Below are 15,111 nucleotides of genomic sequence, written 5' to 3' on the forward strand. Positions count from 1 at the left end.
TGATTTGCGTGTTCAATGACTTCACCTCATTTCTGATTTGGTGTTGTCATGTGCCTGCATAACAGCCCTGGAAACAACAAAAGCCGCCACTTAAAACAAGTGACGGCTTCGCTTAAATCCAATATTCTGTTGTGTTTGGAATCAAAAGGTTTTGAGTTCCTTTCTGCTATTCATTTGTCGTTAATGAAACACCTCCTGCAATTCGACTTATTTCAGTATGATTTTTCGGTTTGGAAAAGGATGAAAAAATCAGACTGAAAACCTCAAAACCCTTGATCCTACGGGGCTTTTCCGGTTTGTCGTAATTATACCGTAAGGGCATACTTTTGCTACGATGGCCCTCTCCAGTGGCGTGGATGTAAAGACCCTGTCCAGTATGCTGGGCCACTACAGCGCTGGGTTCACCCTGGACACCTATACGCACATCACCAACGATATGCAGCGAGGCGCGGCGGAAAAGATCGGCGGCTTCATGGAAACGGCCACGGCCAAACCGGGACCGGAGCCTCCCGACCCGCCGGAGGAGAACCGGTGCAAGGTGATACCGTTCGAGAGGGTGGGGTAAAAGCAGCGATTTAAAATGGGGCGATACGCTTTCCGTGTATCGCCCCATTTTCTCTGCCGGACAATAGACTCAGCCAAAATCATGCCGGTTGCCGCAGCCGGAACCAAGCGCCTCAAACACGCAGACAATTTCTTCAATCTGATGAAAGCATTCACTGTCTTCCAGGGAGTCGTCCTCCAGAATGGCTTTGATTTTTTGCAGCGCCTTGTAGCACTCCAGCTCAGCAATTTTGATTACCTCTGTATCGGTAAGCCCAGAGAAGGATACCTGAACCTTCTTGTCTGCCAGAACATGACAGAGAATCTCCTGAAACAATTCCATCCAAAGCCCTCCTTAGTACTTATTAGTTCTACCATCAACATTCTAATAGGAAGATGCTATATCGTCAATAGTATCAATAAGTACTAAGGATGGTGGGCGGTATGCATTTCCAAAGACTGAAAGATTTGCGTGAAGATAAAGACCTGCGGCAGGAGGATGTGGCGGAAATTCTGGGAATCAGCCAGACCGTCTATTCCCGCTATGAGCGTGGGTTCCAGACCATCCCGGTGATCCATCTGCTGAAGTTGGCGGACTACTACAAGGTGTCCACGGATTATATTCTGGGACGGACAAATAACAGCAAGCCCTACGCCGCCAGGTAAATCATCGCTCTTTTTCCCGTTAGGGATTGGTTAGGGATTTGGCAATTTCGGCGGCCATCCTCGCTCATGTTCCTACCGCTTTTCTGCCCCTTGAACCGTTACTGAACAGCAATCGGATAAACTGCAAAAACAGAACAAAAAACACAGAAAAACCGCCTGAAAAGGCGGTTTTTCTGTGAAAAATGGTCGGAGTGCGGGGACTCGAACCCCGGGCCTCCTGCTCCCAAAGCAGGCGCGCTACCAACTGCGCAACACCCCGAAATGAAATTGTGGAACTGCCCGGGCGGTTTCTCCCAAAGCAAGCGCGCTACCAACTGCGCTACACCCGGTTATGAAATTTTCTAGTTGTGGTCAAAGTCGTTTTTCGACTAAGCCCTTTGCTGGAACAGTTCCTACTTCTGGTAGTGCCCCAGCGGGTTGCGGGGTTACAGTTTTTCCTCATAGATGGGACTCATGTGGCTCCCAAAGCAAGTGTGTTACCACTTACACAATATCCTGTTAGTGTAAACACTCTAAACCATATTGCGTAAGGCAACGGACAATTTAATATTATAATATATGCTGTCAAGAATTGCAAGAGTCTATTTTTATCTGTCATTGCAGAGTTTGTAGGAGTACTGTATCCCCAGTCCTTGATAAAAGTTAGGAGCAAAGGAAACTATAAGCTTGTGGATCGTATTTTCGGTGCTTAAATTATTTGGGACAATCTTGGGACATGAGGCTGGTTATATCATTCGTCTGAAATCATGTCCTCTGTGCCTCATACCGGGTGCAGACCTGTTCGATCAAGTCCAGGCTTTTCGTTCCGATGGAGCGAAGGGCCAGCAGAGCGTCCGGTCCAGTCTGCTGAAGATGGCACAGCTGCTCCATGGTGTTGATCCGCTCCCGCCGCAGGGCCAACGATAACCGCCGCAGCTGGGACCGCCGTTCCGGAAAACAGGCCTCACAGGCGATAAAATAGTCCTTTAACATTTTTGTGTCCTCTTTCTCCATAATAGAGCGCCCCCTACATTTATTCGTTTCCCTTATTTTATAAAAAAGCCGCGCTCTGTACCAGTACGAAAGAAGACGTAAAGTACATCAAAACTCGTACTTGACAAATTGGTTTTTTATGCACAGATGTTATTCTTTTAACAGCAAACGGCATGAGGGAATTTGTGGAAGCACTACAGACGGCAGAACGGAATTATGGTCCCGGCTGCTTGAGGAAACGAATAGGAGGACAACCCAACAGAGTTGTCCTCCTGTTTATGGTGTTCCTGCAGTAAGTTACTTTTGCACTCCAAGCACTCTGTATGGTCTGCCAATCGAGCCTGTTGACTATTTTCAAACAAGGCCTTACAGACCGGCGCACTGGGCCTCAATGTCGGCCTCGCAGTCCTTCATGGCCTGGAGGGTGCGCTCCAGCAGGTCGTTCAGCTCCCAGCCCAGCATCTGGGCCCCTTGGGCAATAGTCTCCCGGGAGCACAGCCGGCGGCAAAGCGCTTGTCCTTATACTTCTTCTTCAGGCTGGACAACTCCATATCCTGAACGCTCTTGGAAGGACGCATCAGAGCGGCGGCGCCGATCAGTCCGGTGAGTTCGTCCACAGCAAAGAGGACCTTTTCCATCTGGTGCTCGGGCTCCGCGTTGCCCTCGGTCATACCCCAGCCGTGACTTACCACCGCATGGATGAGGGCGGGGTCCAGGCCCTTTTCCTCCATGATCTCCCGGACTTTGACACAGTGCTCATCAGGATACTGCTCAAAATCCAGATCGTGAAGCAGACCCGCAGTGGCCCAGAAGCCAGCCTCATTTTCATAGCCCAACTGTCGGGCGAACCAGTCCATGACGGCCTCCACGGTGAAGGCATGGCGGAGGTGGAAAGGTTCCTTATTGTATTCCTTCAGCAGGTCCAGGGCCTGCGCTCTGGTCAGTTCCATGGCAAACAGCCTCCTTTTTGTACTTTGCTGCATTATAGCACAGAAGCGCGCCCAATGCAAAGCCCACCGGGCCTGGATGTAGGTCCGGTGGGCTTTGGGGGCTATGGCTGTCCCGGCGGCGGCAGAAAAGTGCGCCCACCGATATCCTCCAAAGGGAAATAGGATGCGTGGTACCGGGCAGCAAAGTGCTGGAGCCGGTCCAGGGAGTCCACCTGGCGGTACTGGGCGCTGATGCGGTCCTGCACATGGGCGGGCAGATGGTCAAAATATTCCTGGGCCCGGGGATCATGGCGAAACAGCACGTAAAGGTCGGTATAAGGCTGGTGCATACGATCACCCCAAGGATAGGATGCCATCCCAGGGCAAACACTACACCAGAAACTTATTGAAAAAATTCACCCTAAAACTGCCACGCGGATTTCAGCAGGGACAGAGCGGGAGCCATATCCTGGGGGGCCACCCGGGTATAGCCCAGGATCAGGGCCGGGGGGCGGCCGGCTGGGGGCGGGGTCAGGTCGCAAATGGACAGGGGGGAGACTCCTACACCCACCTCGGCCGCTCGGGCGGCCAGTTCCGGCTCCTTCCAGCGGCGGTCCATCCACAGCAGCAGGTGGAGACCGGCGTCTCCCCCGACGAAGGAGCCCACTTGGGTCAGCCCAGTCTCCCGGGCAGCGGCCAGAAGAGCCTCCCGTCGGGCTTTGTAGTGGGTGCGGGTGCGGTTCAGATGCCGCTCAAAGTGGCCCCGGTCCATAAAGCGGGACAGAGCGTACTGCTCGAAGGAGGGGACTGTGGAGGAGTAGAACCAGAACTCCCGCCGCCACCGCTCCGCCAGATGAGGGGGCAGCACCATGTAACTGATACGCAGGGAGGGGGCCAGACTTTTGGCAAAGGTATTCAGGTAGATCACCCGCTCCCCTTTGTCCAGGCTCTGAAGGGCGGGGATGGGACGGCCGGAGAAGCGGAACTCACTGTCGTAGTCGTCCTCCAGAATATAGCGCTGGGGCTGGGCAGAGGCCCAGCGCAGCAGTGCCTGCCGCCGGGTCACCGGCATGATGATACCAAGGGGAAAGTGGTGGGAGGGGGTGACGTGGACCACCTGGACGCCATGCTGGTCCAGCTGGTCTACCTGCAAGCCCTGACTGTCCAGAGAGATGGGCTCCACTTGGACCCCGCAGCTACGGAGGATGCGGTGGGTCTTGGTGTAGCCCGGATTTTCCACGCCGTAGCAGCCAGACCGGCCCAGCAGCTGCACCAGCAGGGTGGTGAGCACCTCTGAACCGGCACCTACCACGATTTGGGAGGGATCGGCCTGGATGCCCCGGAAGCGGTACAAGTGGGCGGCAATGGCCTGCCGCAGGGCGGGCACGCCCTGGGGATGGGGGGTGTTGAGCAGGGTGTCCTCCTGTTGGGACAGAACCTCCCGCATCAGCTTGGCCCAAGTGGCAAAGGGGAACAGAGCGGTGTCCACCGCGCTGGTGGAAAAGTCGTAGCGAAAGGTGGGGCGGGTGGCCTCCTGGGGGGGCGAAAGGCGGGGAAGCTGGACCTCTGTCAGGGCAGACTCTGCCGCCTGGACAAAAAAGCCTCGCTTGGGTTTGGACTGAAGATAGCCCTCGGCCAGCAGCTGTCCATAGGCCCCTTCCACCGTCACCACGCTGATTTTCAGATGGGCGGCCAAGGCCCGCTTGGAGGGCAGCCGCTCCCCGGCAGCCAGACGGCCCGCCTCGATCTCTCCCCGAATGTGGCGGTAGAGCTGTTCATACAGGGGCATAGCGGCCCCGCTGTCTAAAATAGGGGTGAGCATACGCTCCCTCCCTTCAAAAGGTAGGATAGCCTGCTTACTACTATATCGAATACTGGAACAGAGCGCAAGAGGGACCGAAGTCCATCGAAACCGGTCCCACGATAAAAAAGATTCCCGCCGGGACCACCGTATGAAAGGGACCGGCGGGGACATACTGAACACAGACAAAGAGAAGAGGAGGCATGGTCCATGCAGGGAAAGGTCGAGATCTGCGGCGTCAATACGGCAAAGCTGAAGGTGCTGAAAAATGAGGAGACCATGGAGCTGCTCCGACGGGTCAAGCAGGGGGATATGGAGGCCAGGGAACAGCTCATTGCGGGCAATCTGCGGCTGGTGTTGTCGGTGATCCAGAAATTTTCCAACCGAGGGGAGAATGCCGACGATCTGTTTCAGGTGGGGTGTATCGGACTTATCAAGGCCATTGATAACTTCAATACCGATCTGGACGTGCGTTTTTCCACCTACGGCGTGCCGACCAGCATACCATTGGGGAAAAACGGGGCAAAGATATGATGAGGGCGCTGACAAAAGAGTAAGACTGAATATTTTAGATTCTGAAATCTTGCTTCCAATATGTGCGGGTGGTAAAATAGGGATGAAAAAACCCAGCGTGTATGGGCGATGAGGAGGGAATATGATGAATACCACGATGTCCAAGCTGAGTATTGCCGTGCGCAAGCCGGTCATCAAACTTGTGTCCAAGCCCACGCCAGTGACTTATATCGGGCCGGGAAAGGCCGAAGAGACGGGGCGGCTGCTGAAGATGCTGGGCGCCAGAAAGGCCTTGGTCATTACGGACGGATTTCTGCACCAGTCCGGTCTGCTGAATGGCCTGCTGGACAGTATCCGGCGGGCCGAAGTGGAGTATACCGTCTTTGACGGCGTACAGTCCGATCCCACCTTTGCCATTGTGGCCAGCGCCAAACAGGCCTGTACCGGCTGCGATACGGTGGTGGCGGTGGGGGGAGGATCGGTGATGGACACCGCAAAATCGGTGGCCGCGGCGGTGGCCAACCACACCGAGGCCGAGGCCTTGGCAGGAATGTTCAAGGTGCACCGTCACATGCTGCCCCTCATCGCGGTACCCACCACCGCGGGTACCGGCAGTGAGACCACCGTGGCCGCTATCATCTCAGATACCGCCACCCACAGCAAAAAACAGATCCTGGACCCCAAGCTGGTGCCCATGTTTGCCATTCTGGACCCAGAGCTGACGGTAGGCTTGCCCAAGACCACCACCGCCTATACGGCGCTGGATGCCCTGACCCACGCGCTGGAGGCCTATGTGGCGGGCTATGCCGATGAGGAGACCGACCGCCAGGCCCGCATTGCGGTGCGGCTTATCTTCCAGTACCTGCCCAAGGTGTGGGAGAATCCCGCCAATCTGGAGGGGCGGGAGGCCCTGCTCACCGCCTCCTTCTTCGCCGGTATGGCCTTTACCCGCACCTATGTGGGCTATGTCCACGCTTTTGCCCACACCATCGGGGGCAAGTTCGGGGTGCCCCACGGCTTGGCCAACGCAGTACTGCTGCCCCATGTGATGCGCTATTATCTGCCGGTGTGCGGCAAGCGATTTGCCCAGCTGGCAAAGATGCTGAATCTGGGCACGCCGGGAGACAGCGACCAGGTCCGGGCCACCAGGTTTGTCAAGCTGCTCTATCAGCTGAACCGGCAGATGGAGATTCCCAAGCGGTTTGAAAAGTTCCCGGCCTCCGCCATCGAAGAGGTCATCGACATGGCCTTCCAGGAGTGCCACGGGGTCTATCCGGTACCCCGGTACTTTACCCGGGAGCACGCCCGCAAGCTGATGGAGGCGGTGTGCGCCAAAGAGGATGCATGAGGGAGCAATCTCACCCGCCCCGTCTGCGGGTAGGGTGGGCTCTTCCAATATGGTAAGGAGGGAGCCGGATGGCTTACCAGATTACACAGGACTGCGTGGGCTGTACCCTGTGCGCCAAAAACTGCCCGGTGGGGGCCATTTCCGGGGAAATCAAGGGGGTACATACCATTGACCCGGTGCGCTGTACCCAGTGCGGGGTGTGCGGCCGGGTGTGTCCCAAAGGGGCCATCGAGGGACCCCTGCCCGGCCTGCGCAGCCACAAGGTCCCCAGAGAGAAGTGGCCCAAGCCCCACATCGACACCACCCTCTGCACCGCCTGCTCCATGTGTGTGCTCGCCTGCGGCTTTTCCTGCCTGTCCATCAGCCTGCCCAGGGAAAAGGGGGATCTGGCGGTCTTTGCCCAGCTCAGCGACCCGGCCAAGTGCGTGGGCTGCGGGCTGTGCGCCAAGGCCTGCGGCGTGGGGGCCATTACCATGAAGGAGGGGGGAGCGGTATGATCTTACCGGTATACGCCCAAGTGGATCTGACAAACGGCCGGTGGCGGAAGTGCACCATCTCCGCCAAGCTGTTTGAGCAATATCTGGGGGGCAAAGCCCTGGGGGCCCGGCTGCTCACCGATCTGACCCCGGCGGGGCTGGACCCCCTGAGCCCGGAGGCGGTGCTCATCGTCAACACCGGCCCTATGAACGACACCGGCGCCCCCAGCTCCAGCCGCTTCAACATGACCTTCAAAAATGTGCTCACCGGCGGCATCGCCTCCTCCAACTGCGGCGGCCCCTTTGGGATGCTGCTGAAAAAGGCGGGCTTTGATGGACTTATCCTGTGCGGCAAGGCCCCCGAGCTAAGCATGGTGGTGGTGGAGGACGGCAAGATCCGTATCGAGCCCTGCCCCCAGCTCCAGGGGCTGGACACCGAACGAATCCAGGAGGAGCTGCCGGAGCGGTACGGCAAGCTGGTCATCGGCCCCGCCGGGGAGAATCAGGTCCGCTTTGCTTGCGCTGCCAGCGGCGAGCGGGTGGCGGGCCGGTGCGGGGCCGGGGCTGTGATGGGCAGTAAGAACCTGAAAGCGATCATCGCTTTTGGCACCCGTGAGGTGGTCAAGGCCAATCCCGAGGGCTTTGAGGCCCATACCCGCAAGTGGGTGAAGCAGCTGAAGAAGCACCCCATGACCGGGGACAGCCTGCCACGGTACGGCTCGGCGGGGCTGGTGAGCAAGGCCAACGCCTCCGGTGTGCTGCCCACCCGCAATTTCACTCGGGGCCGGTATGAGCACTACGAGGACGTCAGCGGCGAGACCCTGGCGGACACCAAACTGCTACGCAACAGCGGCTGTGTCAGCTGCCCCATCCGGTGCGAGCGGCGGGTGAAGGTAAAGGGCAAGGACGTGAAAGGCCCGGAGTATGAGACCCTGGGCCTCTTCGGCCCCAATCTGGAAAACAACAACTTGGACCTTATCAATGAGCTCAACTACCGGTGTGACCTGCTGGGGATGGACACTATCTCTCTGGCGGGGACCATCGCCTTTGCCATGGAGCTCCAGGAGAAGGGCATGGGGGACTTTGGCCTGAAGCCCGGCCAGCCGGAGGACCTGCTCCGGGTGGTGGAGGATGTGGCCTGCCGCCGGGGCCCTGCCGGGGAGCTGGCGGAGGGCAGCAAAATTTTAAGCGAGAAGTACGGCGGCGCTGACTTTGCCATCCACTCCAAGGGCCTGGAACTGGCCTCCTACGAGCCCCGGAAAAGCGTGGGTATGGGCCTGGGATATGCCACCGCCAACCGGGGGGGCTGCCACCTGAACGGCGGCTATCTGGCCTTGCTGGAGTCGGTGGGGGTCATCAGCATGGACGCCCAGACCCCCAAGGGCAAACCGGAGTTGACGGTATTCTTCCAAAACGGCATGGAGGCGGCCTCCGCCGCCGGATTCTGCCTGTTTACCATGCAGGCCATGATCCCCGGTATCCTGTTCAAATTCGGCCCGGCCAGCTTTGTCTGTCGGGCGGCGGGCAAAGCAATGCTGGCCGCCCGGCCCCTGCTGAGTCAGATTTGGAAGTGTATGCCCTGGATCATGCCCATCAACTGTATGCTGGTGCCCCACAGCAAGTCCATCGCCCTGGCTACCGGCCTGCCCATGACCATTGGCAAGTTTTTCACCGTGGGGGAGCGGAGCTACAATGTGGAGAGGCTGTACAACCTGCGGGAGGGCCTCACCAGGGCGGATGACGCCCTGCCCGAACGGCTCACCAAGACGCCCCAGGAGCCTGACCAGCCGGATACGGTGGTGCCGCTGGACCAGATGCTGCCGGTGTACTACAAGGTCCGGGGGTGGGACGCCCACGGTGTGCCCACCGCCAAGCGGTTGCGGCACCTGGGTATCCCCCTGCCGGAGGAGGGATAGCATGGCCCAGGTGCGCTATCACGGTCATTTGGCCGACCTGACTGGCTGCCGGCAGGAGGCGCTGGAGGGTACCACGGTGGCCAAGTTGCTGGATCAGATCAAACGGCAGCACGGGGCGGAGGCCTACCGGCTGGCCAAGCGGAGCCACATCATTGTGGACCGGCGGAGCGCCGGGGCGGAGAAGGGCTTTCGCACCCCGGCGGGGCTGGACAGCCTGGTGGAGTTTATCCCGGTGTGCGGCGGCGGATAGGAGGATACGGTGGAGCTGGAGCGATACAGGCGGCAGCTGAACATCCCGGAGATCGGCACGGAGGGGCAGAACCGTCTGGCGGCCTCCTCCGTACTGGTGGTAGGGGCTGGGGGACTGGGCGGACCGGTGCTCTACGCCTTGGCCGGGGCCGGTGTGGGACGGCTGGTGGTGATGGACGGGGACACCGTGTCCCTGAGCAACCTGAACCGGCAATTCCTCTTCACCCAGGCCGATCTGGGCCGCCCCAAGGCAGAGGTGGCTGCCCGGCAGCTGGCCGCCTTCAATCCGGAGCTGCGGGTGGAGGGACAAGTCTGCCAACTGGATCGGGAGAACGGCAAAGCCATGTTAGCGGGCTGTCAGCTGGCGGTGGCGGCGGTGGACAATTTGGAGGGACGGCTGGCGCTGAACGCCGTCTGTGTGGAACAGGGTCTGCCCCTGGTCAACGGCGGCGTGGAGGGGTGGTATGGCACTATTATGGCGGTGGAGCCCTGTAAAACCCCCTGTCTGGCGTGCTGCTATGCCGGGACTACCCTGGAACAGAGCGGGGAGGCCCTGGGGGTGGTCACCGGAGCGGTGGGCTCTCTGATGGCCTCTGTGGCGCTCCAGCTGCTGCTGGGGGAAAACCCTATTCCGGGGGAGCTGCTGCTCTACGACGGTAAGCGGCTGGAGCTGGAGCGGGTGCCGGTGGAGCGCAGCCCGGACTGTTCCGTCTGCGGAACATAGAACCATGAACAAGGCCTGAGATCGGAGGTGTCCGGTCTCAGGCCTTTTGTCTGTGTCCCCTACAAATTGGGCATACTGACACGGGAGGCGATACCGTGGAAGTACGGCGCTATATCAACGGGAAACCGATTTCCGGGGAGCGGCTGCCCCGGCAGCAGGTGGACAATCCGGTGCTGGTCCAGCTGCTGCGGCAGGCTAGGAGCCGGAGGCAAAAAGGGTGACCCAGAAAAAGGAATTGCGGGGGAGAGACTGGTCGGGTACAATGGGAGGGCCCCGGGACAGCGCCCGGGAAGGAGCAAGCATGAAAGAAAATAATCAAGACAACCCCCTGCGGGCCCTCTATATCCGGGTATCCACCGAGGCCCAGGCGGAGGAGGGCTATTCCATCCAGGCCCAGACCGAGCGGCTGGAGGCCTACTGTAAAGCCATGGGGTGGGAGAGGTACCGGTTTTATACCGACGGAGGCTACAGCGGCAGCAATTTGGACCGGCCGGAGATGACCAGACTCATTGCCGACGTCCGAGCGGGACAGGTGGCCACGGTGGTGGTGTTCAAGCTGGACCGGCTGTCCAGAAGCCAGAAGGACACCCTGTACCTCATTGAAGATGTATTCCTCCCCAATGAAGTGGACTTCATTTCCCTCAATGAGAGCATCGACACCTCCACCCCTTACGGCCGGGCCATGATCGGCATCCTGTCCGCCTTCGCCCAGTTGGAGCGGGAGAACATTTACCTGCGCACCCGGATGGGCATGGTGGAGCGGGTGCGGCAGGGCTACTGGATGGGGGGCGGCGGGGTGCCCTATGGCTACGACTACGACCAGACCGCTGGGATTCTGGTACCCAACGCCGACGCCCCCAAGGTACGGCAGATGTACGACCTCTACCTGAAGGGCTGGTCGGCTCAGCGGATCGCAGACCTGCTGGGGCTGAAGTATGACAAGCTGGTAACTCAGATCCTCACCCGGAAGAGCAACATCGGCATCATCACCTACAAGGGGGAAGAGTATAAGGGCCTACACCAGCCCATTGTGCCTGAGGAGCTTTTTTATCTGGTACAGGACCGGATGAAAGACCGGGGAACCAAGAACCGTACCGCCGCCGGGCACCGGCACTTGCTCACCGGACTGGTGTACTGCGGTGCCTGCGGCGCCCGGATGCGGTACATCCGCTGGGGCAAAAATGGCTACAAGCTGCGGTGCTATGGCCGGGACCCCTCCAAGCCCCATATGTGGAAGGGGGAGGGCTGTCAGGCCGAGGCGGTGTGGGCGGAGGACCTGGAGGCTCAGGTGCTAAGGGACCTGTTCCAGGTGTCCGCCCGCCTGGGGGAGGATGCTGGCACGCTCCCCGACCCCCTGGCCCAGCTGGAGGGGGAGATGGATCACCTGGAGGGCAAGCTGCGGCGGCTTTACCAGCTTTTTGCCGAGGGGGAGGACCCGGTACTGGTGGATTCCGTACGGGAGGTGCGGCGGCAGCTGGAGCTGCTGCGGCAGGAGCACGCCGCCGAGGAGGCCACCCGCCGCCGGGCTGCCCGGCTGGAGGACCTGCGGGAGCAGGCTGCCGGTATCCGGGAGGCATGGCCCTGCCTGACCCAGGAGGAGCGGCAGGCGGTGATCCGGGACTGCGTGGACCGCATCGTAGTGGAGGGACCCAAGGTGGAGATCTACTACACCTTTCTTCAGTTTTAGGTTGTTTTCCCCAAGTGGTGGATCATGCCGATGATTGTCGGGGAAATCCGGCGCTATCTCCGGGACAACTCCTCTCTCCGGGTGTCCCGCTCCATGCGGGATACCGCCTACCGGGTGCTCCAGGCCAAAGAGGCCTTTATGAACGAGCACCAGCGGGAGCCCAGCATAGAGGAGATCGCCAAGATGCTGGAGCTGAAACGGGAGGACGTGGTGTTTGCCCTGGACGCGATCCTGGACCCGGTATCCCTCTACGAGCCGGTATATGAGCACGGTGGGGATACCATCTGTGTGATGGACCAGGTGAAGGACTCCAAAAACACCGATGAGAGCTGGCTGGAGCACATCGCCCTGAAAGAGGCCATGGAGCGGCTCAACGACCGGGAGAAGCGGATTCTGCGGATGCGCTTTTTTGAGGGCAAGACCCAAATGGAGGTGTCCGCCGAGGTGGGTATCTCCCAGGCACAGGTGTCAAGATTGGAAAAAAGTGCAATCAACCGCATTAAAAAGGACCTTTAAAGAACTGATTGCCAATCTGAAACGGCCATGATACAATGAAGGGGACAACATGACGGAAAGGAGTTCTGATCCCCATGAGCTTTACGCTTCCGCAGTATCATGCCCCGGATTTTGACCAGACCATGTTTCGCTCCGCTCCTGATGCAACCTTTCAGCCCGCCCCCCGGGACGGGGTGGCGCCGGAGGGCTACCACGCTACCAGCATTTTCCCGGAATATTTTAAGGTAAACGGCGCCTGGTTGTTGGCGGAGGAGAGCCGTATGGACTGCGTGGCGGTCCTGCGGGAGGGTAAAATTGCAGTGGTGGAGTTCCGCAACCTGCGGGAGGGGGAGCCGGTGGTGGTGGGCCGCACCGAGGACGCCTCCCAGGGCATCTACATCCACGCCAGCGGTTTTGAGGAGGAGAAGGGGGAGCAGGAGACCTTCTCCTTCCGCCAGGGCCGGTCCCGGGAGACGGCCTACTCCATGGATTACGACTCCATCTATGAGCTGCTCCGCCACGAGAAGGAGCACGGCCGTATCCTGTGGGTCATGGGGCCCGCCTGCGCCTTTGACCACGACGCCCGGGACGCCTTTGCCGCTCTGGTGCGGGGAGGCTATGTCCACGGCCTGCTGGCAGGCAACGCCCTGGCCACCCACGACCTGGAGGCGGGCTATCTCCGCACCGCCCTGGGCCAGGACATCTATACCCAGAAGAGTATGCCAAACGGCCACTATAACCACATCGACACCATCAACGCCGTGCGGATGTGCGGCTCCACCGCCGCCTTTGTCCGCTCCGGCAAGGTGAAGGACGGCATCATCTATGAGTGCGTCAACCATGATGTGCCCTATGTGCTGGTGGGCTCCGTCCGGGACGACGGCCCTCTGCCCGAGGTGTATGGCAACGTGTACGAGGGCCAGGACGCCATGCGTGCTCTGGTGAAGACGGCCACTACCGTAATCTGTATGGCCTCCACCCTCCATACGGTGGCCACCGGCAATATGACCCCCTCTTACCGGGTGGTCAATGGGGTGGTGCGCCCGGTGTATTTCTACTCGGTGGATATCTCCGAGTTTGCCGTCAACAAGCTGCGGGACCGTGGCAGCCTGTCGGTGCGTACCATTGTCACCAATGTGCAGGACTTTGTGGTCAACGTCCGCAAGGGTGTACTCTGAGACGGTTGAAAAAGATCTGCGATTGCCTTACCCCTCCGGGATGTTTATCCCGGAGGGGTGTTTTTGTGCGGAAATAAACAAAGTACCTGAGCCCAACGATTATTTTGGGGATTGACGAAGAATCGGTTTATGCATTAGACTGTGAAAAGAGGGGAGCGCACCAGAATCATCAGCCGCACAGACCGATGCGCCTGTGCTCCCGTGGCGGCGCGGCGAAATCGGGGAGACTGTTATATGAGGATGGAACATAGGGAGGAAAGTCTGGAGAAGCAGGAGAGGACGTCTATAACAAGACCAAGCAAAAGCCGCAGACGCCGGAACAAGCGCCGGTATCAGCTTCGGGCTTACATGCAGCGAGGAGCGGTGGTGCTGGCGGCGGTGCTGTGCCTGGTTCTGGGGGCCAAAGGCGTGCTGTCTCTGACGTCACGGGCTTCCGCACACAAAAAGAACGACGTACAGCCTGTGCCTATATCCCAGGCTGACGGGAACGGCCTGACAGCGGCCGCCGCCGCCGTGGCGCCCCTGGGCATTACGGTGGTGCTGGACGCCGGACACGGCGGGGCACAGCCGGGCTGTGTCATTGGGGACTTGCAGGAAAAGGAGATCGCTATGGCGATCACCCAGCGGCTCAAAACGCGGCTGGAGCAGATGGGGTTTGACGTTGTACTGACCCGCGGCGATGATATGGATGTGGGCCTGGCTGAGCGGGCCCAGATTGCCAACCAGGCTGAGGGGGACTGCTTTGTCAGCATCCACTGCAATTCCTATGTGGATGACTCGATCTCCGGTCTGGAGTGCTATTATTATCGCTCTGAGGCGGGGGAACAGCTGGCTGAGGCCATCGCAACAGCCACAGAGGCCAGTGAAATCGACACACGGGAGAGCAAGGAGGGCAACTTCCAGGTACTGCGGGAGGCCGACATGCCGGCGGTGCTGATCGAGGTGGGCTATATGACCAACCCGGCCGAGCTGGAGCTTCTGGCCTCGGAGGAGTATCAGCAGACCCTGGCCTCCGCCATTGCGGAGGGAATCGGGGCCATGCTGGGAGAGGCTTGCTGACGGGACGGATTCAAACTGGTCCAGAAAAGACGCGTATACAGAAAGGAGCGAGGGATCATGATCATTACAACCACAAACTCTGTGGAAGGCCGGACAATTCGGGCCTATCAGGGCATTGTATTCGGAGAGGTGGTCTCCGGCGTGGATTTCTTCCGGGATCTGGGCGCTGGCTTGCGTAACTTCTTCGGTGGCCGGAGTTCAGGGTATGAGGAGGAGCTCCAGCGGGCCAGGCAAGAGGCTATTGCGGAAATGAGCGACCGGGCCGCGCAGATGGGAGCCGACGCTGTGGTGGGCGTGGACGTGGACTATGAGGTGCTGGGCAGCAACAACGGGATGCTCATGGTCAGTGTGTCCGGTACGGCGGTCCAGCTGGACTGAGATTGATTGAAGACGAAAAATAACCACACCATCAGGTGTGGTTATTTTTCATCTTTACAGTTTCCAGGTAGCCAAAAAAGAAGCACCTGCTTTGCAGGTGCTTCAGCCTGTCGAAAAAGTCCAGCGAAAGCTGGGCTTTTTCATTTAGATGAGATAAAATAGAGGAGGTGGTGAGAA

15 protein-coding genes, 1 tRNA gene and 4 pseudogenes are annotated in these 15,111 nt (G+C 59.3%); 14 read left to right on the forward strand and 6 right to left on the reverse strand.

What is annotated here, in order from left to right; all coding sequences use genetic code 11:
- Positions 1-319: 319 nt before the first annotated feature.
- A pseudogene (locus Q0J75_RS11200) lies at positions 320-565 on the forward strand (site-specific integrase); the annotation flags it as partial.
- A 69-nt stretch (positions 566-634) separates the two neighbouring features.
- Here the strand turns inward: Q0J75_RS11200 and Q0J75_RS11205 are convergent.
- Complete coding sequence (locus Q0J75_RS11205) at positions 635-886, reverse strand: hypothetical protein (RefSeq protein ID WP_297201217.1); 252 nt, start codon at positions 884-886, stop codon at positions 635-637.
- A 101-nt stretch (positions 887-987) separates the two neighbouring features.
- Here Q0J75_RS11205 and Q0J75_RS11210 point away from each other — a divergent pair, with 101 nt between their 5' ends.
- Positions 988-1,209 (forward strand): helix-turn-helix domain-containing protein, encoded by a 222-nt coding sequence (locus Q0J75_RS11210; protein WP_297201220.1) that lies wholly within the window; start codon positions 988-990, stop codon positions 1,207-1,209.
- A gap of 183 nt (positions 1,210-1,392) precedes the next feature.
- On the opposite strand, the gene Q0J75_RS11215 is transcribed toward Q0J75_RS11210, so the two are convergent.
- From Q0J75_RS11215 to Q0J75_RS11235, 5 genes and pseudogenes are all read right to left on the reverse strand, one after another.
- Positions 1,393-1,468: transfer RNA gene (locus Q0J75_RS11215), tRNA-Pro, on the reverse strand.
- A 485-nt stretch (positions 1,469-1,953) separates the two neighbouring features.
- Complete coding sequence (locus Q0J75_RS11220; protein ID WP_297201223.1) at positions 1,954-2,202, reverse strand: hypothetical protein; 249 nt, start codon at positions 2,200-2,202, stop codon at positions 1,954-1,956.
- A gap of 345 nt (positions 2,203-2,547) precedes the next feature.
- Positions 2,548-3,131 (reverse strand): annotated as a pseudogene (locus Q0J75_RS11225) (hydrolase).
- A gap of 101 nt (positions 3,132-3,232) precedes the next feature.
- Positions 3,233-3,460, reverse strand: a complete 228-nt coding sequence (locus Q0J75_RS11230; protein WP_297201226.1) for a hypothetical protein — start codon at positions 3,458-3,460, stop codon at positions 3,233-3,235.
- A 71-nt stretch (positions 3,461-3,531) separates the two neighbouring features.
- Positions 3,532-4,932 (reverse strand): PLP-dependent aminotransferase family protein, encoded by a 1,401-nt coding sequence (locus Q0J75_RS11235; protein ID WP_297201229.1) that lies wholly within the window; start codon positions 4,930-4,932, stop codon positions 3,532-3,534.
- 189 nt (positions 4,933-5,121) lie between these two features.
- Between Q0J75_RS11235 and Q0J75_RS11240 the strand changes: the two are divergent.
- The 12 genes and pseudogenes from Q0J75_RS11240 to Q0J75_RS11295 form a co-directional block, all read left to right on the forward strand.
- A pseudogene (locus Q0J75_RS11240) lies at positions 5,122-5,406 on the forward strand (sigma-70 family RNA polymerase sigma factor); the annotation flags it as partial.
- 163 nt (positions 5,407-5,569) lie between these two features.
- A complete protein-coding gene (locus tag Q0J75_RS11245) occupies positions 5,570-6,772 on the forward strand; it encodes an iron-containing alcohol dehydrogenase (protein WP_297201232.1) in 1,203 nt (400 codons plus the stop codon).
- Positions 6,773-6,840: 68 nt separating this feature from the next.
- On the forward strand, positions 6,841-7,269 hold the full coding sequence (locus tag Q0J75_RS11250; protein ID WP_297201235.1) for a 4Fe-4S binding protein: 429 nt from the start codon (positions 6,841-6,843) through the stop codon (positions 7,267-7,269).
- Positions 7,266-9,164 carry an aldehyde ferredoxin oxidoreductase family protein gene (locus Q0J75_RS11255; protein ID WP_297201238.1) on the forward strand — a complete coding sequence of 633 codons (1,899 nt, stop codon included), beginning with the start codon at positions 7,266-7,268 and terminating at the stop codon, positions 9,162-9,164. The genes Q0J75_RS11250 and Q0J75_RS11255 overlap by 4 nt, the downstream gene beginning before the upstream one ends.
- A 1-nt stretch (position 9,165) precedes the next feature.
- Positions 9,166-9,414, forward strand: a complete 249-nt coding sequence (locus Q0J75_RS11260) for a MoaD/ThiS family protein (protein ID WP_297201241.1) — start codon at positions 9,166-9,168, stop codon at positions 9,412-9,414.
- 9 nt (positions 9,415-9,423) lie between these two features.
- Complete coding sequence (locus Q0J75_RS11265) at positions 9,424-10,137, forward strand: HesA/MoeB/ThiF family protein (protein ID WP_297201244.1); 714 nt, start codon at positions 9,424-9,426, stop codon at positions 10,135-10,137.
- 95 nt (positions 10,138-10,232) lie between these two features.
- Entirely contained in the window at positions 10,233-10,358 is a 126-nt protein-coding gene (locus tag Q0J75_RS11270; protein ID WP_297201248.1) for a hypothetical protein, read from the forward strand.
- An 80-nt stretch (positions 10,359-10,438) separates the two neighbouring features.
- Positions 10,439-11,824 (forward strand): recombinase family protein, encoded by a 1,386-nt coding sequence (locus Q0J75_RS11275; RefSeq protein WP_297201251.1) that lies wholly within the window; start codon positions 10,439-10,441, stop codon positions 11,822-11,824.
- A gap of 24 nt (positions 11,825-11,848) precedes the next feature.
- Positions 11,849-12,340 (forward strand): annotated as a pseudogene (locus Q0J75_RS11280) (sigma-70 family RNA polymerase sigma factor); the annotation flags it as partial.
- 74 nt (positions 12,341-12,414) lie between these two features.
- Positions 12,415-13,497: a hypothetical protein gene (locus Q0J75_RS11285; protein WP_297201255.1), complete on the forward strand. Its 1,083-nt coding sequence runs from the start codon at positions 12,415-12,417 to the stop codon at positions 13,495-13,497.
- Positions 13,498-13,731: 234 nt separating this feature from the next.
- Positions 13,732-14,556: an N-acetylmuramoyl-L-alanine amidase family protein gene (locus Q0J75_RS11290; protein WP_297201258.1), complete on the forward strand. Its 825-nt coding sequence runs from the start codon at positions 13,732-13,734 to the stop codon at positions 14,554-14,556.
- A 57-nt stretch (positions 14,557-14,613) separates the two neighbouring features.
- Complete coding sequence (locus Q0J75_RS11295) at positions 14,614-14,934, forward strand: putative heavy metal-binding protein (protein WP_297201261.1); 321 nt, start codon at positions 14,614-14,616, stop codon at positions 14,932-14,934.
- Positions 14,935-15,111 lie beyond the last annotated feature (177 nt).

The organism is uncultured Flavonifractor sp., from assembly GCF_944385615.1.
In the GTDB taxonomy this organism is placed as follows: domain Bacteria; phylum Bacillota; class Clostridia; order Oscillospirales; family Oscillospiraceae; genus Flavonifractor.